Below are 20,488 nucleotides of genomic sequence, written 5' to 3' on the forward strand. Positions count from 1 at the left end.
GCGATTCTGAGGCCTCGGTCAAGATTGCACAAAAGGATAAAAGCGATCATTCGCATGAGTTCAACTCATGGATGTATGATTTCGGTGAATCGCCTCATGCGCCCGTATGACAGGTGTCCCATGTCTCGCCAGTTACCACCGCTGTATGCCTTGCGCGCATTCGAAGCTGCGGCACGGCTGAGTTCCTTCACCCGCGCCGGTGAAGCGTTGTCGATCACCCAGAGCGCAGTCAGCCGCCATATCCGCACGCTCGAAGAGCACTTCGGCTGCCGCCTGTTCGTGCGCAACGGTCGCAACCTGCAGCCTACCGAGGCCGCGCGGATGCTGCTGCCGGGCGTTCGCGACGGTTTTGCGGCGCTGGAGCGGGCCTGCAATACCTTGCGCGGCGAAGATGACATGCTGCGCATGAAGGCCCCCTCGACCCTGACCATGCGCTGGCTGCTGGCGCGCCTGAGCCGCTTCCGCCACCTGCAGCCGGGCAACGAGGTGCAACTGACCAGCGCCTGGATGGACGTTGACCATGTGGACTTCAACCACGAGCCTTTCGACTGCGCAGTGCTGCTCAGCGACGGCAGCTTTCCGGTCGACTGGGAAGTGCGGCGGCTGTTCGCCGAGCTGCTGATCCCGGTCGGCGCCCCTGACCTGCAGGCCGAGGCACCGTGGGATGCGCGCAGGCTGGCCAGCGTCGAGTTGCTGCACCCGACGCCGGACCGGCGCGACTGGCGCAGTTGGCTGGCACGCATGGGCTTGAGCGAGACGGTATCGCTCAAGGGCGGGCAGGTGTTCGACACCCTGGAGCTGGGCATGATTGCCGCCGCGCGTGGCTACGGGGTGTCGATGGGCGACCTGCTGATGGTCGCCGAGGACGTTGCCCAGGGGCGCCTGAGCCTGCCGTGGCCGACCGCCGTGGCCAGCGGCCTGGACTACTACCTGGTGTGGCCGCGCACCCGGCCGGGCGGGGAGCGGCTGCGGCGGCTGAGCGCGTTCCTGCAGGAGGAGGCGGCGGCCATGGATTTGCCGGACGTGGAGATCCTCGGCGTGCAGTAGGCACCGGGCTACGCCAGCTGTCGCCGATTTGTCGCAAGATTTTTCAAGAAATCCGCCGGTGAGCCTTGAGCAAGGATGAGTGGAAGTGAACAATGTTCACTTTCGTATTCCCGTCGAGATTCGCCATGATTTCCCGTTCCCGTCTGCTTGCCTGGCTGCTGGCCCCGGTACTGGCAGTGTGCAGCTCCCTGGCACTGGCCGAAGCCCCTGCCGACGCCACCAAGGCCTTGCATCTGCTGGACTACATCGGTGCCGACTACCCGCCGACGGTGAGTGCCGGCAAGGTGGTGGATGACGGTGAATACCGCGAGCAATTGGAGTTCAGCGCGGTCCTCGCCGAGCTGGTCAAGGGCTTGCCGGCGCATGCCGAGCGCGATGCCCTGGAGCAGGGCGTGCAGGCCCTGCGCCAAGCCATCGACCAGCGTCAGGACGGCGCTACGGTAGCGCGTCAGGCCCGGCAACTGGGTGCACGCCTGGCGGTGGCCTACGAGGTCAGCCAGGCGCCGGTGATCACCCCGGACCCGGCGCGTGGCGCTTCGCTGTATGCACAGAACTGCGCGATCTGCCACGGCGACACCGGTGCCGGCGACGGTCCGGCAGGCGTCGGCCTGGAGCCTGCTCCGGCGAACCTGCGCAGCGCCGCGCGCCTCGACCAGCTGAGCCTGTTCGACCTCTACAACACCCTCGGCCTTGGCATTGAAGGCACCGAGATGCCGTCGTTCGCCGACCAGCTCGACGAGCGCCAGCGCTGGGACGTGGCCGCCTACATCGCCAGCTTCACCGCCGATCCGCAGGCCGCCAAGGGTGACAAGACCTGGAACATCGCCGACCTGGCCCGCCAGACCCCGGCCGAAGTCGCTGCAAGCGAGGGCGCAGGCGCGGTTGCGGCGTTCCGCGCCCAGCGTGCCCAGCCACCGCAGGTAAAGCGCGGCCCGGCGCAACTGCTCGACTACACCTCCAGCACCCTGGACAAGAGCCTGGCAGCCTACCGCGCGGGTGATCACGACCAAGCCTACGACCTGTCGGTGGCGGCCTATCTGGAAGGCTTCGAGCTGGTTGAAAGCTCGCTCGACAACATTGATGCGCAAGTGCGCAAGGACACCGAAAAATCCCTGATGGCCTACCGTCAGGCGCTGCAGGACGGCCTGCCGGCCGAGCAGGCGGCGCAGCGCCTGGCCGAGGCCAAGGTCAAGCTGGAACAGGCGGCGAAACTGCTGGGCAGCGATGGCCTGAGCTGGTCGCTGAGCTATATCTCCGGCCTGCTGATCCTGCTGCGCGAGGGCCTGGAGGCGATCCTGGTACTGGCGGCGATCCTCGCCTTCCTGCGCAATACCGGCCAGCAGTCGGCGGTGCGCAGCGTCAACATCGGTTGGGGCCTGGCGCTGGTCGCAGGCTTCGCCACCTGGGCGCTGGCGGCCTATGTGATCGATGTCGGCGGTGCCCAGCGCGAGCTGCTCGAAGGCTGCACGGCGTTGTTCGCCGCGGTCATGGTGCTGTGGCTGGGCGTGTGGATGCATGACCGGCGCCATGCCGCGGCCTGGCAGGACTACATCAAGAGCAGCCTGCTCAGCGGCGGCGGGCGTTTCGGCTTCGCCATGCTGGCGTTCTTCTCGGTGTACCGCGAGCTGTTCGAGGTGATCCTGTTCTACGAGACCTTGTGGCTGCAGGCCGGGCCTGCCGGTCATCAGGCGGTGCTGGCCGGTGGTGCGACGGCCGTGGTGCTGCTGGTGGGCCTGGCCTGGGTGATTCTGCGTGGCTCGGCGAAGCTGCCGTTGTCGCTGTTCTTCAGCATCAACGCCGCCTTGTTGTGCGCCCTGTCGGTGGTGTTCGCCGGGCACGGGGTCAAGGCGCTGCAGGAGGCCGGTGTGCTGGGCACGCGGCCGGTGCCGTTCTTCGAGTTCGACTGGCTGGGCATTCATGCCGACGCCTACTCGTTGGCCGCGCAGGCGGTGGCTTTGCTGGCTATCGTGGTGCTGTACGGGCGCTCACGGATCGCCGAAAAACGCCGGGCGGCCGCGAACTGAGGCCGCTGCGACTTGCCCCGCGACAGTAGCGGGGCTGACACTACACCTCTTTCGAATCACGGAAACATCGTCATGCGCATATGGATCGACGCCGACGCCTGCCCCAAGGCGGCCAAGGACCTGATCGTCAAGTTCGCCCTCAAGCGCCAGCTGGAAGTGGTGATGGTCGCCGGCCAGGCCGTGGCCAAGCCGGCCTTCGCGATTGTCCGGCTGATCGTGGTGCCCAGTGGCATGGATGCCGCCGACGATTACCTGGTGGAGCACGCCGTGCCCGGCGAACTGGTGATCTGCAGCGATGTGCCGCTGGCCGACCGGCTGATCAAGAAAGGCGTGGCCGCGCTGGACCCGCGTGGTCGCGAGTTCGACGAGCGCAACATGGGGGATCGGCTGGCGGTGCGCAACCTGTTCACCGAATTGCGCGAGCAGGGGCAGGTGGGTGGCGGGCAGGCGCCCTATGGCGAGCGGGAAAAGCAGGCGTTTGCCAATGCGCTGGACCGGATCCTGACGCGGCTGACGCGTTGACCTTTTCGCGGGCAAGCCCGCCCCCACAGGCACCCTGCCGTACTTGAATCCGGTGAGGACATGTGGGAGCCGGCTTGTCCGCGAAAAGGTTCGTCCTGATACGACTCAATCTTTCTCGTGGGTCAACTCCAGCACCCGGTCGACCAGTTTGTAGATCCCGCTCGCCGCTTCGCTGATCGACTTGGCCAGCATGTAGGCCGGGGTGGTCACCAGCTTGCGCTGGGTGTCTTCGACGATGTCATGTACATCGCATTCTTCGTGGGTGCCGCCCATCTTCACCACGGCTGCGCTGGTGTCGGCGTCGCTGCCGATGGTGCAGACCACCCCCGGTCCATAGATCTTCGCGGCCAGCGCCGGAGAAATGCAGATCAGCCCGACCGGCTTGCAGGCAGCGGCAAAGGCTTCGGCCAGGGCCAGCACGTCGGGGTTGACGCTGCAGTTGGCACCTTCGACAGCGAAGTTGGACAGGTTCTTCGCCGCACCGAAACCGCCAGGCACGATCAGCGCGTCGAAATCCTCGGCCCTGGCTTCGCGGATATCCTTCACCTCGCCACGGGCGATGCGCGCCGACTCCACCAGGACATTGCGCGACTCGGGCATTTCGGCGCCGGTCAGATGGTCGATCACGTGCATCTGCGCGATGTTCGGGGCAAAGCACTGCACCTGTGCGCCGCGCTGGTCGAGGCGCAGCAGGGTGATGACGCTCTCGTGGATTTCGGCGCCGTCATACACGCCACAGCCGGACAGAATCACCGCGACTTTCTTTGTCATGCTCGTTACTCCTGTGTCGAGACGCTCGAAGCTTTCTTCTGATGTGTTGGATCGCAACGGCACTGTCATGTTCAGTTCGCCGTAGATCGCGATAGGGCTGTCGATGGACGGGCCGGTTGGCTCAGGGCTGTGTCGAGTTGGAGTCTGGCTTTTCGCCAGCAGCATCGGCGGCGGCTTGCACGGCGGCGGCCTTGCGCTCGGCGCGCAGGTTGCGGAAGCGCCGGCGCAGCCACAGCAGGCCGCCCAGCACCAGCAGGCCGCCGAGCACCCACAGCTCGTACTTCTTCACATTGCCCAGCAGGCCTTCGAGGATGGCGCCGAAGTGGTAGGCTGCTGCGCCCAGGGCCAGGGCCCAGATCGCCGCGCCGATCCCGTTCAGCAGCAGGTAGCGCCGTGGCGGATAGCCGGACAGGCCGATCGCCACCGGCATCACGGTGCGCAGGCCATAGACGAAGCGGAAGCTCAGCACCCAGATGTCGGGGTGGCGACGGATATGCTCCAGGGCGCGGTCGCCCATGGCCTGCCAGCGCGGCTTGCGGGCGAGGATCTTGCGCCCGTGGCGACGGCCCATGAAGTACCACAGCTGGTCGCCTGCATAGCTGCCGAAAAATGCCACCACCACGACCAGGCTGATATCCATGTATCCGCGGAACGCAAGGAATCCTGCAAGTACCAGGATGGTCTCGCCTTCGAAGAAGGTGCCTAGAAAGAGGGCGAAATAGCCGAAATCCTGCAGGAATTGTTGAAGCATTTTCTGAGGTGCTGGCGAAATGAACGCGCAGCCTACCCCTTCGCGCGCCTGGGGGAAAGTGTCCAAATGTGTCTCGACGTGAACATTTCCTGCAAGGACAATGGCTGCGGCCACAAGTCGCAGGGTTGCCCTTCCCTGTAACCTAGGCGTCATAATGGGCGCTTATAACTGTCGCGCTAGCCCGCCTGCGCGGGCTCAGGAGTCTGCCGTGAGCTTTACCCCCGCCAACCGCCTGTTTCCTGCCACTCGCCTGCGTCGCAACCGCCGGGACGAATTCTCCCGTCGTCTGGTTCGCGAAAATACCCTGACCGTCGATGACCTGATCCTGCCGGTATTCGTGCTCGATGGCGAAAACCGTCGCGAAGAAGTGCCGTCGATGCCGGGCGTCGAGCGCCTGTCGATCGACCTGCTGCTCGAAGCCGCACAGGGTTGGGTGGCGCTGGGAATCCCGGCGCTGGCGCTGTTCCCGGTCACCCCGGTGGAGAAGAAGTCCCTCGACGGTGCCGAGGCCTGGAACCCGGACGGCATTGCCCAGCGCGCCACCCGCGCCCTGCGTGCCCGCTTCCCGGAACTGGGGGTGATCACTGACGTCGCGCTCGACCCCTTCACCACCCACGGCCAGGACGGCATCCTCGATGAAGAGGGCTACGTGCAGAACGACATCACCGTCGACGCCCTGGTGCGTCAGGCGCTGTCGCACGCCGAGGCCGGTGCCCAGGTGGTGGCGCCGTCCGACATGATGGATGGTCGTCTGCAGGCGATCCGCGAAGCCCTGGAACTGGCCGGCCACGTCAACGTGCGCATCATGGCCTACTCTGCCAAGTACGCCAGTGCCTACTATGGCCCGTTCCGCGATGCGGTCGGCTCGGCGCTGAACCTGGGCAAGGCGAACAAGGCCTCCTACCAGATGGACCCGGCCAACAGCGACGAGGCCCTGCATGAAGTGGCCACCGACCTCGCCGAAGGCGCCGACATGGTCATGGTCAAGCCGGGCATGCCGTACCTGGACATCGTCCACCGCGTCAAAACCGAATTCCGCGTGCCGACCTTCGTGTATCAGGTCAGCGGCGAATACGCCATGCACATGGCGGCCATCCAGAACGGCTGGCTCAGCGAGGCCGTGATTCTCGAATCCCTCACCGCTTTCAAACGGGCCGGCGCCGATGGCATCCTCACCTATTTCGCCGTGCGTGCCGCTCAATTGTTGAGAGGGCAGTAACGCCCTCACAGGAACGTCAGATGAATAACGAAGTGCTCACCGCTGTCGAGATCAAGGAAGCCAAGGCCCTCCCTGAGGAACTGGTGCAGACCCCGCCGGACCTGCCGGTGGCCCCTGAACCTGCGCCGGAACCCGAGCCGGTGGTCGAGGCCGCCGCCCCGGCGCCGGCCCCGGCGATTCCGGTCCCGGGCCTGGACGACAGCAGCCTGTACATTCATCGTGAGCTTTCGCAGCTGCAGTTCAACATCCGCGTGCTGGAACAGGCGCTGGACGAGTCCTACCCGCTGCTCGAGCGTCTGAAGTTCCTGCTGATCTTCTCCAGCAACCTCGACGAGTTCTTCGAGATTCGCGTCGCCGGCCTGAAGAAGCAGATCAATTTCGCCCGAGAGCAAGCCGGCGCCGACGGCCTGCAGCCGCACCAGGCGCTGGCGCGGATCAGCGAGCTGGTGCACATCGAGGTGGACCGCCAGTACGCGATCCTCAACGACGTGCTGCTGCCGGAGCTGGAAAAACACGCCATCCGCTTCATCCGTCGGCGTTACTGGACGCCCAAGCTCAAGACCTGGGTACGGCGCTTCTTCCGCGACGAGATCGCGCCGATCATCACCCCGATCGGCCTCGACCCGACCCACCCGTTCCCGCTGCTGGTGAACAAGAGCCTGAACTTCATCGTCGAACTCGAGGGTGTCGATGCCTTCGGCCGCGACTCGGGCCTGGCGATCATCCCGGCGCCGCGCCTGCTGCCGCGGGTGATCCGCGTTCCGGAAGAGGTCGGTGGCCCCGGCGACAACTACGTGTTCCTCTCGTCGATGATCCACGCCCACGCCGACGACCTGTTCCAGGGCATGAAGGTCAAGGGCTGCTACCAGTTCCGCCTGACCCGAAACGCCGACCTGGCGCTGGACTCCGAGGAAGTCGACGACCTGGCCCGTGCCCTGCGCGGCGAGCTGTTCTCGCGCCGCTACGGTGATGCCGTGCGCCTGGAAGTCGCCGACACCTGCCCCAAGCACCTGTCCGACTACCTGCTCAAGCAGTTCAGCCTGAGCGAGAGCGAGCTGTACCAGGTCAACGGTCCGGTCAACCTGACCCGCCTGTTCAGCATCACTGGCCTCGACAGCCACCCGGAGCTGCAGTACACCCCGTTCACCCCGGCAATTCCGAAGCTCCTGCAGAACGCCGAGAACATCTTCAGCGTGATCAGCAAGCAGGACGTGCTGCTGATGCACCCGTTCGAATCCTTCACTCCGGTGGTCGACCTGCTGCGCCAGGCCGCCAAGGATCCGCACGTGCTCGCCGTGCGCCAGACCCTGTACCGCTCCGGGGCCAACTCGGAGATCGTCGACGCCCTGGTCGATGCGGCGCGTAACGGCAAGGAGGTCACTGCGGTGATCGAGCTGCGCGCGCGGTTCGACGAAGAGTCCAACCTGCAGATGGCCAGCCGCCTGCAGGCAGCCGGTGCGGTGGTGATCTATGGCGTGGTCGGCTTCAAGACCCACGCCAAGATGATGCTGATCCTGCGCCGCGAGCAGGGCGAGATCGTCCGCTACGCGCACCTGGGCACCGGCAACTACCACGCCGGCAACGCCCGCCTGTACACCGACTACAGCCTGCTGACCTCCGACGACGCCCTTACCGAGGACGTCGGCAAGCTGTTCAGCCAGCTGATCGGCATGGGCAAGACCCTGCGCATGAAGAAGCTGCTGCACGCACCCTTCACCCTGAAGAAGGGCATGCTCGACATGATCGCCCGCGAGACGCAGTTCGCGCTCGATGGCAAACCGGCGCACATCATCGCCAAGTTCAACTCGCTGACCGACGCCAAGGTCATCAAGGCCCTGTACAAGGCCAGCCAGTCGGGCGTGCGCATCGACCTGGTGGTGCGTGGCATGTGCTGCCTGCGTCCGGGCATACCGGGGGTGTCGCACAACATCACCGTGCGCTCGATCATCGGCCGCTTCCTCGAGCACACCCGGGTGTTCTACTTCCTCAACGGCGGCGACGAGCAGATCTACCTGTCCAGCGCCGACTGGATGGAGCGCAACCTCGACAAGCGCGTCGAGACCTGCTTCCCGGTGGAAGGCAAGAAGTTGCTGCTGCGGGTGAAGAAGGAGCTCGAGAGCTACCTGACCGACAACACCCAGGCCTGGACCCTGCAGCCTGACGGGCGCTACGTGCGCAGCACGCCAACCGGCAACCAGAACCCGCGCAGCGCCCAGGCGACCCTGCTGGAGCGCCTGAGCAATCCGGTGCTGAACGTACGCTAGAGGCGCCGCGTCTATCCAGTGGGAGCGGCGCAAGGCCGCTTCCACTGTTTCCGGGTGGTGTCGCGTGCTTCAGCGCACGCTCAGCACGAACCCGACCCGCGCCAGCCACTCGGCTTCGTTGGCGAAGTCGGCCTGGGTCAGTTGGTTCTGCTCCAGCCAGCCTTCCGGGAACAGCACTTCCAGGCTGTCGTCGACTGCCTTGAGCTCCACCTTGGGCATTTGCTGGGTGCCGCGGATGTGGTGGAAGAGGATGGCAAAGCGCAGCAGCACGCAGAGGCGGATCAGCTTGACGCCTTCGTCGCCGAATTCGGCGAACTTGTCCTTGGGAATGTTGCGGCGGTGGCCGCGGACCAGCAGGGCCAGCATCTGCTGGTCCTCGCGCGAGAAGCCCGACAGGTCGGAGTGCTCGATCAGGTAGGCGCCGTGCTTGTGGTAGTGATAGTGGGCGATGTCCAGCCCCACTTCATGCACCTTCGCCGCCCAGCCCAGCAGGTCGCGCCAGTTGCCGTTGTCCAGGTCCCAGGCCTTGGCCACCTGGTCGAAGGCATGTAGCGCCTTGCGCTCGACGCGCGCGGCCTGGCCCTGATCGACGTGATAGCGCTCCATCAGCGAGTTCAGCGTGCGCTCACGGACGTCCTCGTGGTGATGGCGGCCGAGCAGGTCGAACAGTACGCCTTCACGCAGGGCGCCGTCGCAATGGTCCATGCGCTGCAGTTCCAGGGCGTCGAAGATCGCCTCGAGAATCGCCAGGCCGGCCGGGAAGATGGTGCGTCGGTCGGGCTTGACCCCCTCGAAGTCGATCTTGTCGACCTCGCCCAGCTTGAACAGCTTGCGCTTGAGCGAGGCCAGCCCTTCGGCGTTGACCTCGCCATTGCCCTGGCCGTTGGCCTTGATCGCGGCACCGATGGCGCGGATGGTGCCGGAGGAGCCGATGGCCTCGTCCCAGGTCAGGCGGTGCAGGGCGTTCTCGATGCTCATCAGTTCCAGGCGCGCTGCCGTGTAGGCCTGGGCGTAGCGTGCCGGAGTGATCTTGCCGTCGCGGAAATAGCGCTGGGTGAAGCTCACGCAGCCCATCTGCAGGCTTTCGCGCAGCAGCGGCTCGAAGCGTTGGCCGATGATGAACTCGGTGCTGCCGCCGCCGATGTCGGCGACCAGGCGCTTGCCGGGGGTGTCGGCCAGGGTGTGCGAAACGCCCAGGTAGATCAGGCGCGCCTCCTCGCGACCGGAGATGACCTCCACCGGATGGCCGAGGATGGCTTCGGCGCGCAGGATGAACTCGTTGCGGTTGCGCGCCTCGCGCAGCGCGTTGGTGCCGACGATGCGCACGGCGCCGGCTGGCATGCCATTGATCAGCTGGGCGAAGCGCTTGAGGCACTCGAGGCCGCGCTGCATGGCTTCTTCGCTGAGCTGGCGGTCTTCGTTGATGCCGGCGGCCAGCTGAACCTTCTCCCCCAGCCGCTCGAGAATACGGATCTCGGTATGGTGGGCCTTGGCCACGACCATGTGGAAACTGTTGGAGCCAAGGTCGATGGCGGCGATCAGAGACAGGTTCTTCGCGGTGGTATGCGGCATGATCTGGATGTTCTCGGTCGATAACCCGGCAATCCTGCCATGATCGCGGGCATACGCCAACGCGCGATAAGGCAAGGTTTGATGCAAGGCAATGTGCGGGTGGCCTGTATGACGAGTCGATAAAGGCCTCGGATAAATCCTATGACGCTTGTGTGACAGTTTCGATTCGTGGTGTCTTGCACAACTATAGTTACACTCAATCGGCCGTGGCTTCCTGTAGGGCGTGGGTGCGGCTATGATGGGCAACGTTTTTTATGCTTACGACCTGGAGAACTCCATGAGCAGCGATCTGATCAAACACGTCACCGACGCCACCTTCGATGCCGAAGTGCTGCAGGCTCAAGGCCCGGTGCTGGTCGACTACTGGGCTGAATGGTGCGGTCCATGCAAGATGATCGCTCCGGTCCTGGACGACATCGCCCACACCTACGAAGGCAAGCTGACCGTCGCCAAGCTGAATATCGACGAAAACCAGGAAACTCCGGCCAAGCACGGCGTGCGCGGTATCCCGACGCTGATGCTGTTCAAGAACGGCAACGTCGAGGCCACCAAGGTCGGCGCGCTGTCCAAGTCGCAGCTGGCGGCGTTCCTCGACGCCCACCTGTGATGTGAAAAAGCCCCGCGGATGCGGGGCTTTTTTTGCCTGCGGTGCAGGATTTCCCCCGTCAAAACCACTAGACGCCGAAAAAAGCAAGTGTTACATTCGGCCTCGCACTGCTTCTCCAGTGCCCTTCGCACGCCGTCGCCGACGCACCCCCAATTCGAATCAGTACGCGATCCTGTCGCCAATCTAGCGGCGCGGCCTCATTAAGCCAGAAGCTTAATTCTCCCCCCTTCTTACATGATTACGTCACTCCCCTTATGAACCTGACAGAACTCAAGCAAAAGCCGATTACCGATCTGCTGGAAATGGCCGAACAGATGGGCATCGAAAACATGGCCCGTTCGCGCAAGCAGGACGTGATTTTCGCCCTGTTGAAAAAACACGCGAAAAGCGGCGAAGAGATCTCGGGTGACGGCGTGCTGGAGATTCTCCAGGATGGATTCGGTTTCCTGCGCTCGGCAGATGCCTCGTATCTGGCCGGCCCTGACGACATCTACGTCTCGCCCAGCCAGATCCGCCGCTTCAACCTGCGCACCGGCGACACCATCGTCGGCAAGATCCGCCCGCCGAAGGAAGGTGAGCGTTACTTCGCGCTGCTGAAGGTCGATACCATCAACTTCGACCGTCCGGAAAACGCGAAGAACAAGATCCTGTTCGAAAACCTGACGCCACTGTTCCCCAACCATCGCCTGAAGATGGAAGCCGGTAACGGTTCCACCGAAGACCTCACCGGTCGAGTCATCGACCTGTGCGCTCCCATCGGCAAAGGCCAGCGCGGCCTGATCGTCGCCCCGCCGAAAGCGGGCAAGACCATCATGCTGCAGAACATCGCGGCCAACATCACCCGCAACAACCCCGAGTGCCACCTGATCGTCCTGCTGATCGACGAGCGCCCGGAAGAAGTGACCGAGATGCAGCGCACCGTGCGCGGCGAAGTGGTCGCCTCGACCTTCGACGAGCCGCCGACCCGCCACGTGCAGGTCGCCGAGATGGTGATCGAGAAGGCCAAGCGCCTGGTCGAGCACAAGAAGGACGTGGTCATCCTGCTCGACTCCATCACCCGTCTGGCGCGTGCCTACAACACCGTGATCCCGAGCTCCGGCAAGGTCCTGACCGGTGGTGTCGACGCCCACGCCCTGGAAAAGCCCAAGCGCTTCTTCGGTGCTGCCCGTAACATCGAGGAAGGCGGCTCGCTGACCATCATCGCCACCGCGCTGGTCGAGACCGGCTCGAAGATGGACGAGGTCATCTACGAAGAGTTCAAGGGTACCGGCAACATGGAGCTGCCGCTGGACCGCCGCATTGCTGAAAAGCGCGTGTTCCCGGCCATCAACATCAACAAGTCCGGCACTCGTCGCGAAGAGCTGCTGACTGCCGACGACGAACTGCAGCGCATGTGGATCCTGCGCAAGCTGCTGCACCCGATGGATGAAGTGGCAGCCATCGAGTTCCTGATCGACAAGCTCAAGCAGACCAAGACCAACGATGAGTTCTTCCTGTCGATGAAGCGCAAGTAAGCGTTTCAAGCTGGAAATGATTGGGGCCGCTTCGCGTCCCTTCGCGGGCAAGCCCGCTCCCACAGATATCGCACAGATCCTGTAGGAGCGGGCTTGCCCGCGAAGGGCGCGAACGGCCCCAAGTCATTGATGCGCCCCACGAACGAGCGCATTGCACTTTGCCATTTGGCTATCAGGCCCTGATCGGCGCTACACTCTGCACCCCCGACCGATACGGCCAACACGAGGCTCACGCATGCAGTATCGCGATTTGCGCGACTTTATCCGTGGCCTGGAGCAGCGCGGCGAACTCAAGCGCATCCAGGTTCCCATCTCGCCCGTCCTGGAAATGACCGAAGTCTGCGACCGCACCCTGCGGGCCAAGGGCCCGGCGCTGCTGTTCGAGAAGCCAGTCGGCTTCGACATTCCGGTGCTGGGCAACCTGTTCGGTACGCCCGAGCGCGTGGCCATGGGCATGGGTGCCGAGTCGATCAGCGAGCTGCGGGAAATCGGCAAGCTGCTGGCCTTCCTCAAGGAACCCGAGCCGCCGAAGGGGCTGAAGGATGCCTGGTCGAAGCTGCCGATCTTCAAGAAGGTCGTGTCCATGGCGCCGAAGGTGATCAAGGATGCGGTCTGCCAGGAAGTCGTGGTCGAGGGCGAGGATGTCGACCTCTCGCAACTGCCGATCCAGCACTGCTGGCCGGGCGACGTCGCACCGCTGATCACCTGGGGCCTGACCGTCACGCGCGGGCCGAACAAGGATCGCCAGAACCTCGGCATCTACCGCCAGCAGGTCATCGGCCGCAACAAGGTCATCATGCGCTGGCTGAGCCACCGTGGCGGTGCGCTGGACTACCGCGAATGGTGCGAAAAGCACCCCGGCCAGCCGTTCCCCGTGGCCGTCGCGCTGGGCGCTGATCCGGCGACCATTCTCGGTGCCGTCACGCCGGTGCCGGACACCCTCTCCGAGTACGCCTTCGCCGGCCTGCTGCGCGGCAACCGTACCGAGTTGGTCAAGTGCCGTGGCAGCGACCTGCAGGTGCCGGCCACGGCCGAAATCATCCTCGAAGGTGTGATCCACCCGGGCGAGATGGCCCCGGAAGGCCCGTACGGCGACCACACCGGCTACTACAACGAGGTGGACAGCTTCCCGGTGTTCACCGTCGAGCGCATCACCCATCGGCAAAAGCCGATCTACCACAGCACCTACACGGGGCGTCCGCCGGATGAGCCGGCGATCCTCGGCGTGGCGCTGAACGAAGTGTTCGTGCCGATCCTGCAGAAGCAGTTCCCCGAGATCGTCGACTTCTACCTGCCGCCGGAAGGCTGCTCCTACCGCATGGCGGTGGTGACCATGAAGAAGCAGTACCCGGGGCACGCCAAGCGCGTCATGCTGGGGGTATGGTCGTTCCTGCGACAGTTCATGTACACCAAGTTCGTTATCGTCACCGACGACGACATCAACGCCCGCGACTGGAACGACGTGATCTGGGCCATCACCACGCGCATGGACCCCAAGCGTGATACGGTGATGATCGACAACACGCCGATCGACTACCTCGACTTCGCGTCGCCGGTATCGGGCCTGGGGTCGAAGATGGGCCTGGATGCCACGCACAAGTGGCCGGGTGAGACTACACGCGAATGGGGTCGGGTCATCGTCAAGGACGAGGCCGTCACCCGCCGTATCGATGAGCTGTGGGACCAGTTGGGAATAGATTGATGCAGGTGACCTTGCAGCCGTCCGGCGCGGTGTTGTCCGTCGAGCCGGGCGAGAGGATTCTGGATGCCGCGCGGCGCCTGGGCTACGAATGCCCGAGCAGCTGTCGCAACGGCAACTGCCACGTGTGTGCGGCGTTGCTGGTGGAAGGGCGGGTGCGTCAGGACGGTGAGGTCCGCGATCACGGTGAGCTGTTCACCTGCATCGCCGAGCCGCTGGAAGACTGCGTGCTGCTCTGGGATGGCGTGCTGGCCCTGGGCGAACTGCCGGTGCGCAAGCTGGCCTGCACGGTCAGCGAGTGCGTCGAGGTGGGCGGCGATGTCTGGCGTGTGCGCCTGCGCGCCCCGGCCGGCAAGCCACCGCGCTACCACGCCGGGCAATACCTGATGATCGAACGCGAGGGCGCCGACAAGGCTGCTTTCTCGCTGGCCTCGGCGCCGCACGGCGGTCGCGATCTCGAGCTGCATGTCCTGGCCCGTGAAAGCAGCGCGATCCAGCTGATCGAGCAGTTGCAGCGTAACGGCATCGCTCGCATCGAACTGCCGTTCGGCGACACCCACCTGGCGGAGCTGCCCGACGGGCCGCTGGTGCTGATCGCTGCAGGTACCGGCATGGGCCAGATGCACAGCCTGGTCGAGCATTGCCGGGCCAACGGTTTCAAGCATCCGGTGCACCTGTACTGGGGTGTGCGCCGGCCAGAGGAGTTCTACACCCTCGAGCACTGGGCCGAGTGGGAGCGCCTGCCCAATCTGTTCCTGCACAAGGTGGTCAGTGACCTGTGTGGCTGGGAAGGGCGCTGCGGGCTGCTGCACCAGGCGGTGTGCGAGGATATCGCCGACCTGAACAGCGTGCATGTCTACGCCAGTGGCTCGCCGAACATGGTCTACGGCACGCTCGATGCGCTGGTCGAGGCCGGCATGGATGCACACCGCATGCGTGCCGACGTATTTGCCTACGCACCACGCGGCTGAAGACACTACGGCGCGCTGCAATGGCGCGCCGTAGTTAATAACCAAAGTTGTTCGCGGTGATTATAAGCCGTAAATTATTACCCGCCGTGTTAATAACTTTTACTATGCTTATAACAACACTCTCCAGTCGTCGGTACAGCGTGTGAAACTTTGCCAAAAGGGCTTGAGGTTTTACCGTCATCTGTCTTACGGTAGGCACATCGCCCTGGTGGTCGTGCGGTACAGGCCCCGCAGCAGCGGGTGCGCGCACTCGGGCGAACGCGTTCATCGCGGTACAGCACTCCGGTAGTTACACAGGAAATAATGGCGGCAGCCTATGTCGGCACTTGAAAGTTCTTCGTGGCAGGTTTCCTATCCGCCGTCGCTCGACTTCGGTCAGCAACTCACTCCCGAGCAATTGCAGCGTTCGATGACAATGACCATGTCACGTCATGAAGGCGGCCCTGTCTGGCTGTTTGCCTACGGTTCGTTGATCTGGCGTCCGGAATGCAATTCGGTGGAGCGCCAGCGTGCCCGAGTGCACGGTTATCATCGCGGGCTCTACCTGTGGTCGCACGAGCACCGCGGTACACCGGAGTGTCCGGGGCTGGTGTTCGGTCTGGATCGGGGAGGCTCGTGCAGTGGCTTTGCCTATCGCCTGGACGAAAGCTGCCTGGACGATTCGCTGATGGCCCTGTGGCAGCGGGAGATGCCCTATCCGGCCTACCGCCCGCACTGGCTGACCTGCCGTCTGGATGATGGCAGCAAGGTGCAGGCCCTGGGTTTCGTGCTGGAGCGCCACTTGCCGTGCTATGCCGGCAACCTGCCTGACACCCTGTTCAGCCAGATCCTGGCCAGCGCCAAGGGGCGCTACGGCACCACGCGTGAGTATGTGGAGCAGACGCTCAACGCCCTGCGCAACCACCAGATGCCCGATCGGGGGTTGGAGGCGCGGTTTCAACGCTGCCATAACCTGCGCGAGGTTTGACGGCGTCGGCCCCTTCGCGGGCTTGCCCGCGAAGAGGCCGCACCGACTTACCTGGCCAACACCACCAGCTTACCCACCGCCTGCCGCTGCCCAAGCCGTTCGATAGCTGCACCCGCCTCGGCCAACGCGTAGGTCTGCGACACCAGCGGTTTCAGCTTGCCCTCGGCATGCCATGCAAACAGCTTGCGGAAGTTGGCGGCGTTGTCTTCTGGCTGGCGCTGGGCAAAAGCTCCCCAGAACACTCCCAGCACCGCCGCGCCTTTGAGCAGCACCAGGTTGGCGGCCATCTGCGGGATGCTGCCGCTGGCAAAACCCACCACCAGCAACCGGCCATTCCAGGCCAGGCTACGCACTGCCTGGTCGAACAGCTCGCCGCCGACCGGGTCGTAGATCACGTCAGCGCCCTGGCCACCGGTCAGGCGCTTGATCTCTTCCTTGAGGTTGGCCTGGCTGTAGTCGATCAGCTCATCCGCCCCTGCAGCCTTGGCTACTGCGAGCTTTTCGGCGCTGCTGGCCGCCGCGATCACCCGTGCGCCCAGCGCCTTGCCGATTTCCACCGCCGCCAGCCCGACGCCGCCTGATGCACCGAGCACCAGCAGGGTTTCGCCGGCCTTGAGCTGGCCGCGCTGGCTGAGGGCATGCATCGAGGTGCCGTAGGTCATGCCGAAGGCGGCGGCCGTGGTGAAGTCCATGCCCTGCGGGATCGGCAGTACATTGTAGTGCGGCACCGCGACCTGCTCGGCGAAGGCGCCCCAGCCGGTCAGGGCCATGACCCGGTCGCCGACCTTGAACGCCCCGGCCTTCTCGCCGACCGCCGCCACCACGCCGGCGGCTTCACCGCCCGGCGAGAAGGGCAGTGGCGGCTGGAACTGGTACTTGCCCTCGATGATCAGGGTGTCGGGGAAGTTGACCCCGGCGGCGTGCACGTCGAGCAGGATCTCGTTCTTCTTCGGCACCGGGCTGGCAATCTCTTCCAGCACCAGGTCCCGTGCCGGGCCCAGGGTTTTGCACAACACAGCTTTCATCGGGCTATTCCTTTGCGGGGGGTGGCCGATAAGTGTAGGAGGACGAGAAGTCGGGTCAACGAGCATGGTCTGCTCTGATAGGCCGGCATAAGCCCGGGCTTGGGTTTGAACGATGTGCTGGGTAAGCTGGCGCCAACTGTATTGAGGAGCGAATTCGTGAAAGCGTGGATCTTGATGGTGCTGGCCCTGATGCTGCCCATGGCGGCCATGGCCGAAGAGGGCAAGGAAGGCGAGCCAAAGGTTGCCTATATCAACCTGAGTCCGCCCCTGGTCGGCAACTATGCCCTCGATGGCGGCCCCAAGCTGCGCGTCTACAAGGCCGACGTGGCCCTGCGCGTGACCGGCGACGCCGCCGCCGCGGCAGTCAAGCACCATGAGCCGCTGATCCGTAACCAGCTGGTGGCGCTGTTCACCCAGCAGGGCGTGGACAACATGAGCAATGTCGAAGCCAAAGAGGCGTTGCGTCAGGAAGCCTTGAAGCAGGTTCAGCAGGTGATGGAAACCGAGGAAGGCAAGCCGATCGTCGAGGACCTGCTGTTCAACAACCTGATCGTGCAGTGAATGTGCTCGGGCAATAGCAAGTGCAGATCGGCTGGCTGAATTACTTCGCCAGTGCGCAGATGGCTTGCCATTGCTCCGACGTCACTGGCATTACCGACAGACGGCTGCCTTTCTGGACCAGCGCAAGTGCTTCCAGGGCCGTCTGTTGCTTGAGCAAGCCAAGGCCAAGCACCTGGCCAAAGGTGCGCACATGTTCGACGTCCACGGCACTCCAGGGGTTCTTGTCGGCAGTGGCCTTGGCGTCGAAGTAATGGCTTTGCGGGTCCAGCGCGGTCGGGTCCGGATAGGCGCTCGCCTTGATCCGGGCGATTCCGGCAATGCCCGGTTGCGGGCAGCTCGAATGGTAGAAGAAGAATTCGTCGCCTACGCTCATCGACCGTAGGAAGTTTCGCGCCTGATAGTTGCGCACCCCGTCCCAGCGCGCCTGGCCGAGTTGGGCGAGGCCTTCGATGGAGAGTTCGTCGGGCTCGGATTTCATCAGCCAGTAGGCCATGGGTGCTGCTCCTGACAAGGTTTGAAATAAGATGTTGCATCAAACCGACAGCCGGTTGGCGTCAAGGTTTGCGTGTCGACGCGCGTTGTCGGAAAATGCGCCGATTTTAAGCTAGACGCTCCGACAGCACCGAAAAAGCTGTCGAGCCAGAACAGTTTGCCTAGGGGGGCAACGATGAACAAACGCAAACCGGACCTGCTGTGGATCCTGGCCTTCATTTTCGGCCTGGGCGTCGTCACCACGGGTTATGCACAGGGTCTGTGGGAGCGAAAGCTGGATGCCACCTACCAGGCGCCGGCGGTGTCTGCCCAGCAACAGCGCTGAGGCTTCGCGGCGCACGGCTTCAGGCCGGCGCCAGGTACCAGCCGCGGTCCGAGACCGTTCCGCGCAACGGCACGTCCCAACTGGCCTGGGCCAGTCGCTCCACCTTCTGGCATTCGTGGGCCAGCCCCAGCAGCAGCGGTTTTTTCCAGGCCTTGCGCCGCCCCTGGTAGGCCAGGCTGCGATCATAGAAGCCGCCGCCCATGCCCAGCCTTCCGCCCACTTCGTCGAACCCCACCAGCGGCAGCAGGATCAGGTCCAGCGACCAGATCGGCCGCTGGCGCTTGCGTTCGATGACAGGCTCCGGGATACGGAAACGATTTCGCCGCAGTTTCTCGCCCTGTTCGAATCGCTGGAACACCATGCGTGTAGCCGGCCAGGCATGCAGCACCGGCAGGTAGGTGCGCTTGCCGCGTCGCTGTGCCTCGCGCAGCAGCAGGCGCGGGTCGATCTCGCCGTCGTTGGGCAGGTACAGGGCAATATGCCGGGCGCGGCGGAACAGCGGGTGCTGGGCCAGTTGCCGGTACAGCCCACGGGCGGCCTGGCGTTGTTCGGCGGGGGTCAGTGCGCGTCGCGCGTTGCGCAGCACGCGACGAAGCTGTGGGCGGGTGAGCGGCGCGGTGTCGGTCATGGCACAGGCGATCCCGGAGGCTGGCCGCGTGCGGCGGCACAAACGAAATGCCCGCCGATAAGGGCGGGCATAGAGAATTCAGGCTCCCCGACAAGACCGCTATCGGTGTAGCCCTTGAACCCGAAAGTTCAAGGTGGAGATTGCAGGAGGCGTTAAGGCTTTCCGTCGAGCGGACATGCACACCTGCCCCACGTGCAACCCCCGTGGTTGTGCGTATCGGCTCAGGGACATAACCGACTGGCGCATCCCCCAGGGAGTGGCGCCAGTATACCAATCTCAATCGTTTTTGCTAACCGCGTCGTCGGACAGCGCCTGGTCGACGCGCTCGAGCAGGTCACGCACCTGCTCGCGGTTGGTGCCGCCGCCGGAGACGTCCGGGCGTTCCTGGCGGTGCAGCAGCTCGTGGGTGATGTTCAGGGCCGCCATCACCGCGATGCGGTCAGCGCCGATCACCTTGCCGCTGCTGCGGATCTCACGCATCTTGCCGTCCAGGTAGCGCGCGGCGCCGACCAGGTTGTTGCGTTCTTCCGGCGGGCAGATGATCGAGTATTCCTTGTCGAGAATCTGGACGGTGACGCTATTGCTTGAACTCATGAGTCTTGCTCCAGGGCCTTCAGACGCAAGATCATCGACTCGATCTTGTGCCGGGCGATCTCGTTCTTTTCGATGAGGTGGGCGCGCTCTTCGCGCCAGGATTTTTCCTGAGCTACTAGGAGTGCATTTTGCCGTTTTAGTTGCTCGACGCGAGAGATCAGCAACTCGAATCGGCTCATCAGCGCTTGCAGGTCATTGTCTTGCATGGGTTGCACTCGATCCGCTCCTTCGTCGATCGCCTGGCGATCATGCCTCTGCCCGAGCCGTGACGGCCAGCGCAGATGGTCTTGGCGCGCCTGCCGGTGCTAGGATACAAGGTCTTCATTCTAGTCATATGCGCCGTCTGGCGCCTAGCCGCCCATGCCCAATACCCAATCGCCTTATGTTGCCTTCTCCATGCTGCTCTCCAGCAATGGTCATCCCACTACCCCTGCCGAGCTGCACGGCCTGCTGATCGGTCGCAGCTGCGCCGGTGCCGGCTTCGATGCCGATGCCTGGCTGGCCGACGCCGCCCAGCTGCTGGAAACCGAGCCCGGTGACGCTGTACGCAACGCCCTGATCGGCCTGCAGGAGATGGTCAAGGCCGAGCTGACCGGCGAAGACGTCGCCATCGTGCTGCTGTTGCCGACCGACGATGCCGCCCTCAGTGATCGCGCCACCGCGCTTGGCCAGTGGTGCCAGGGCTTCATTGCCGGTTTCGGCCTGAACGCCGGTGGCAAGGACCTGTCCACCGATGCCAAGGAAGTGCTGCAGGACCTGGTCGCCATTTCGCAGGTCCAGGAAGCGCTGGAAGAGTCCGAGGACGGCGAGAGCGACTACATGGAGGTCATGGAGTACCTGCGCGTCGCCCCGCTGCTGCTGTACACGGAGCTGGCCGCGCCTGTCGCGCCCGCAGCAAAGCCATCGCTGCATTGATCGTCCCGGGGGTCGTTTGC

General features: G+C 64.2%; 21 protein-coding genes and 1 other RNA gene. 13 read left to right on the forward strand and 9 right to left on the reverse strand.

The window, feature by feature from the left end; translation table 11 throughout:
• Positions 1-120: 120 nt before the first annotated feature.
• From AC1TXO_RS00685 to AC1TXO_RS00695, 3 genes are all read left to right on the forward strand, one after another.
• The gene (locus AC1TXO_RS00685; protein WP_486404603.1) at positions 121-1,047 is read left to right on the forward strand and encodes a LysR substrate-binding domain-containing protein; all 927 of its coding nucleotides are present in this window, start codon (positions 121-123) and stop codon (positions 1,045-1,047) included.
• Between the two features lie 92 nt (positions 1,048-1,139).
• Complete coding sequence (locus AC1TXO_RS00690; RefSeq protein WP_486404604.1) at positions 1,140-3,071, forward strand: FTR1 family protein; 1,932 nt, start codon at positions 1,140-1,142, stop codon at positions 3,069-3,071.
• Between the two features lie 72 nt (positions 3,072-3,143).
• Positions 3,144-3,593, forward strand: a complete 450-nt coding sequence (locus AC1TXO_RS00695) for a YaiI/YqxD family protein (RefSeq protein WP_486404605.1) — start codon at positions 3,144-3,146, stop codon at positions 3,591-3,593.
• 105 nt (positions 3,594-3,698) lie between these two features.
• Here the strand turns inward: AC1TXO_RS00695 and elbB are convergent, their stop codons facing one another.
• Positions 3,699-4,364, reverse strand: coding sequence for an isoprenoid biosynthesis glyoxalase ElbB (gene elbB / locus AC1TXO_RS00700; protein WP_486404606.1), 666 nt, complete (start codon positions 4,362-4,364; stop codon positions 3,699-3,701).
• Positions 4,365-4,485: 121 nt separating this feature from the next.
• Positions 4,486-5,115: a DedA family protein gene (locus AC1TXO_RS00705; protein WP_486404607.1), complete on the reverse strand. Its 630-nt coding sequence runs from the start codon at positions 5,113-5,115 to the stop codon at positions 4,486-4,488.
• A gap of 208 nt (positions 5,116-5,323) precedes the next feature.
• On the opposite strand from AC1TXO_RS00705, the gene hemB reads away from it, so the two are divergent.
• Positions 5,324-6,334, forward strand: a complete 1,011-nt coding sequence (gene hemB / locus AC1TXO_RS00710; protein ID WP_054894096.1) for a porphobilinogen synthase — start codon at positions 5,324-5,326, stop codon at positions 6,332-6,334.
• Positions 6,335-6,354: 20 nt separating this feature from the next.
• Positions 6,355-8,598 (forward strand): polyphosphate kinase 1, encoded by a 2,244-nt coding sequence (gene ppk1, locus AC1TXO_RS00715; RefSeq protein ID WP_486404608.1) that lies wholly within the window; start codon positions 6,355-6,357, stop codon positions 8,596-8,598.
• Positions 8,599-8,667: 69 nt separating this feature from the next.
• On the opposite strand, the gene ppx is transcribed toward ppk1, so the two are convergent.
• Positions 8,668-10,170 carry an exopolyphosphatase gene (ppx, locus tag AC1TXO_RS00720; protein WP_486404609.1) on the reverse strand — a complete coding sequence of 501 codons (1,503 nt, stop codon included), beginning with the start codon at positions 10,168-10,170 and terminating at the stop codon, positions 8,668-8,670.
• A gap of 277 nt (positions 10,171-10,447) precedes the next feature.
• Here ppx and trxA point away from each other — a divergent pair, with 277 nt between their 5' ends.
• The 5 genes from trxA (at position 10,448) to AC1TXO_RS00745 (ending at position 15,928) form a co-directional block, all read left to right on the forward strand.
• Positions 10,448-10,777, forward strand: a complete 330-nt coding sequence (gene trxA / locus AC1TXO_RS00725) for a thioredoxin TrxA (protein ID WP_486404610.1) — start codon at positions 10,448-10,450, stop codon at positions 10,775-10,777.
• 254 nt (positions 10,778-11,031) lie between these two features.
• A complete protein-coding gene (gene rho / locus AC1TXO_RS00730; RefSeq protein ID WP_039581904.1) occupies positions 11,032-12,291 on the forward strand; it encodes a transcription termination factor Rho in 1,260 nt (419 codons plus the stop codon).
• A 235-nt stretch (positions 12,292-12,526) separates the two neighbouring features.
• Positions 12,527-13,993 carry a 4-hydroxy-3-polyprenylbenzoate decarboxylase gene (ubiD, locus tag AC1TXO_RS00735; RefSeq protein WP_486404611.1) on the forward strand — a complete coding sequence of 489 codons (1,467 nt, stop codon included), beginning with the start codon at positions 12,527-12,529 and terminating at the stop codon, positions 13,991-13,993.
• A complete protein-coding gene (locus AC1TXO_RS00740) occupies positions 13,993-14,961 on the forward strand; it encodes a CDP-6-deoxy-delta-3,4-glucoseen reductase (protein WP_486404612.1) in 969 nt (322 codons plus the stop codon). The genes ubiD and AC1TXO_RS00740 overlap by 1 nt, the downstream gene beginning before the upstream one ends.
• A gap of 316 nt (positions 14,962-15,277) precedes the next feature.
• Positions 15,278-15,928, forward strand: coding sequence for a gamma-glutamylcyclotransferase (locus AC1TXO_RS00745; RefSeq protein ID WP_486404613.1), 651 nt, complete (start codon positions 15,278-15,280; stop codon positions 15,926-15,928).
• A 47-nt stretch (positions 15,929-15,975) separates the two neighbouring features.
• Here AC1TXO_RS00745 and AC1TXO_RS00750 read toward each other — a convergent pair whose 3' ends face one another.
• Positions 15,976-16,953, reverse strand: coding sequence for an NADPH:quinone oxidoreductase family protein (locus AC1TXO_RS00750; protein WP_486404614.1), 978 nt, complete (start codon positions 16,951-16,953; stop codon positions 15,976-15,978).
• Positions 16,954-17,109: 156 nt separating this feature from the next.
• On the opposite strand from AC1TXO_RS00750, the gene AC1TXO_RS00755 reads away from it, so the two are divergent.
• A complete protein-coding gene (locus tag AC1TXO_RS00755) occupies positions 17,110-17,514 on the forward strand; it encodes a flagellar basal body-associated protein FliL (protein WP_486404615.1) in 405 nt (134 codons plus the stop codon).
• A gap of 40 nt (positions 17,515-17,554) precedes the next feature.
• Here AC1TXO_RS00755 and AC1TXO_RS00760 read toward each other — a convergent pair whose 3' ends face one another.
• The gene (locus AC1TXO_RS00760; RefSeq protein WP_486404616.1) at positions 17,555-18,007 is read right to left on the reverse strand and encodes an EVE domain-containing protein; all 453 of its coding nucleotides are present in this window, start codon (positions 18,005-18,007) and stop codon (positions 17,555-17,557) included.
• A 174-nt stretch (positions 18,008-18,181) separates the two neighbouring features.
• Between AC1TXO_RS00760 and AC1TXO_RS00765 the strand changes: the two genes are divergently transcribed.
• Positions 18,182-18,331 (forward strand): hypothetical protein, encoded by a 150-nt coding sequence (locus tag AC1TXO_RS00765; protein ID WP_486404617.1) that lies wholly within the window; start codon positions 18,182-18,184, stop codon positions 18,329-18,331.
• A gap of 19 nt (positions 18,332-18,350) precedes the next feature.
• Here AC1TXO_RS00765 and AC1TXO_RS00770 read toward each other — a convergent pair whose 3' ends face one another.
• The 4 genes from AC1TXO_RS00770 to AC1TXO_RS00785 form a co-directional block, all read right to left on the reverse strand.
• Complete coding sequence (locus AC1TXO_RS00770) at positions 18,351-18,959, reverse strand: 5-formyltetrahydrofolate cyclo-ligase (RefSeq protein WP_486404618.1); 609 nt, start codon at positions 18,957-18,959, stop codon at positions 18,351-18,353.
• Between the two features lie 80 nt (positions 18,960-19,039).
• Positions 19,040-19,218, reverse strand: a non-coding RNA gene (gene ssrS / locus AC1TXO_RS00775) — 6S RNA.
• Between the two features lie 17 nt (positions 19,219-19,235).
• Positions 19,236-19,553 (reverse strand): cell division protein ZapA, encoded by a 318-nt coding sequence (locus tag AC1TXO_RS00780; protein ID WP_486404619.1) that lies wholly within the window; start codon positions 19,551-19,553, stop codon positions 19,236-19,238.
• Positions 19,550-19,759, reverse strand: coding sequence for a TIGR02449 family protein (locus AC1TXO_RS00785; RefSeq protein ID WP_486404620.1), 210 nt, complete (start codon positions 19,757-19,759; stop codon positions 19,550-19,552). Before AC1TXO_RS00785 ends, AC1TXO_RS00780 begins: the two co-directional genes overlap by 4 nt.
• Positions 19,760-19,913: 154 nt before the next feature.
• On the opposite strand from AC1TXO_RS00785, the gene AC1TXO_RS00790 reads away from it, so the two are divergent.
• On the forward strand, positions 19,914-20,468 hold the full coding sequence (locus tag AC1TXO_RS00790; RefSeq protein WP_486404621.1) for a YecA/YgfB family protein: 555 nt from the start codon (positions 19,914-19,916) through the stop codon (positions 20,466-20,468).
• Positions 20,469-20,488 lie beyond the last annotated feature (20 nt).

This window comes from Pseudomonas sp. FA117 (assembly GCF_057370475.1).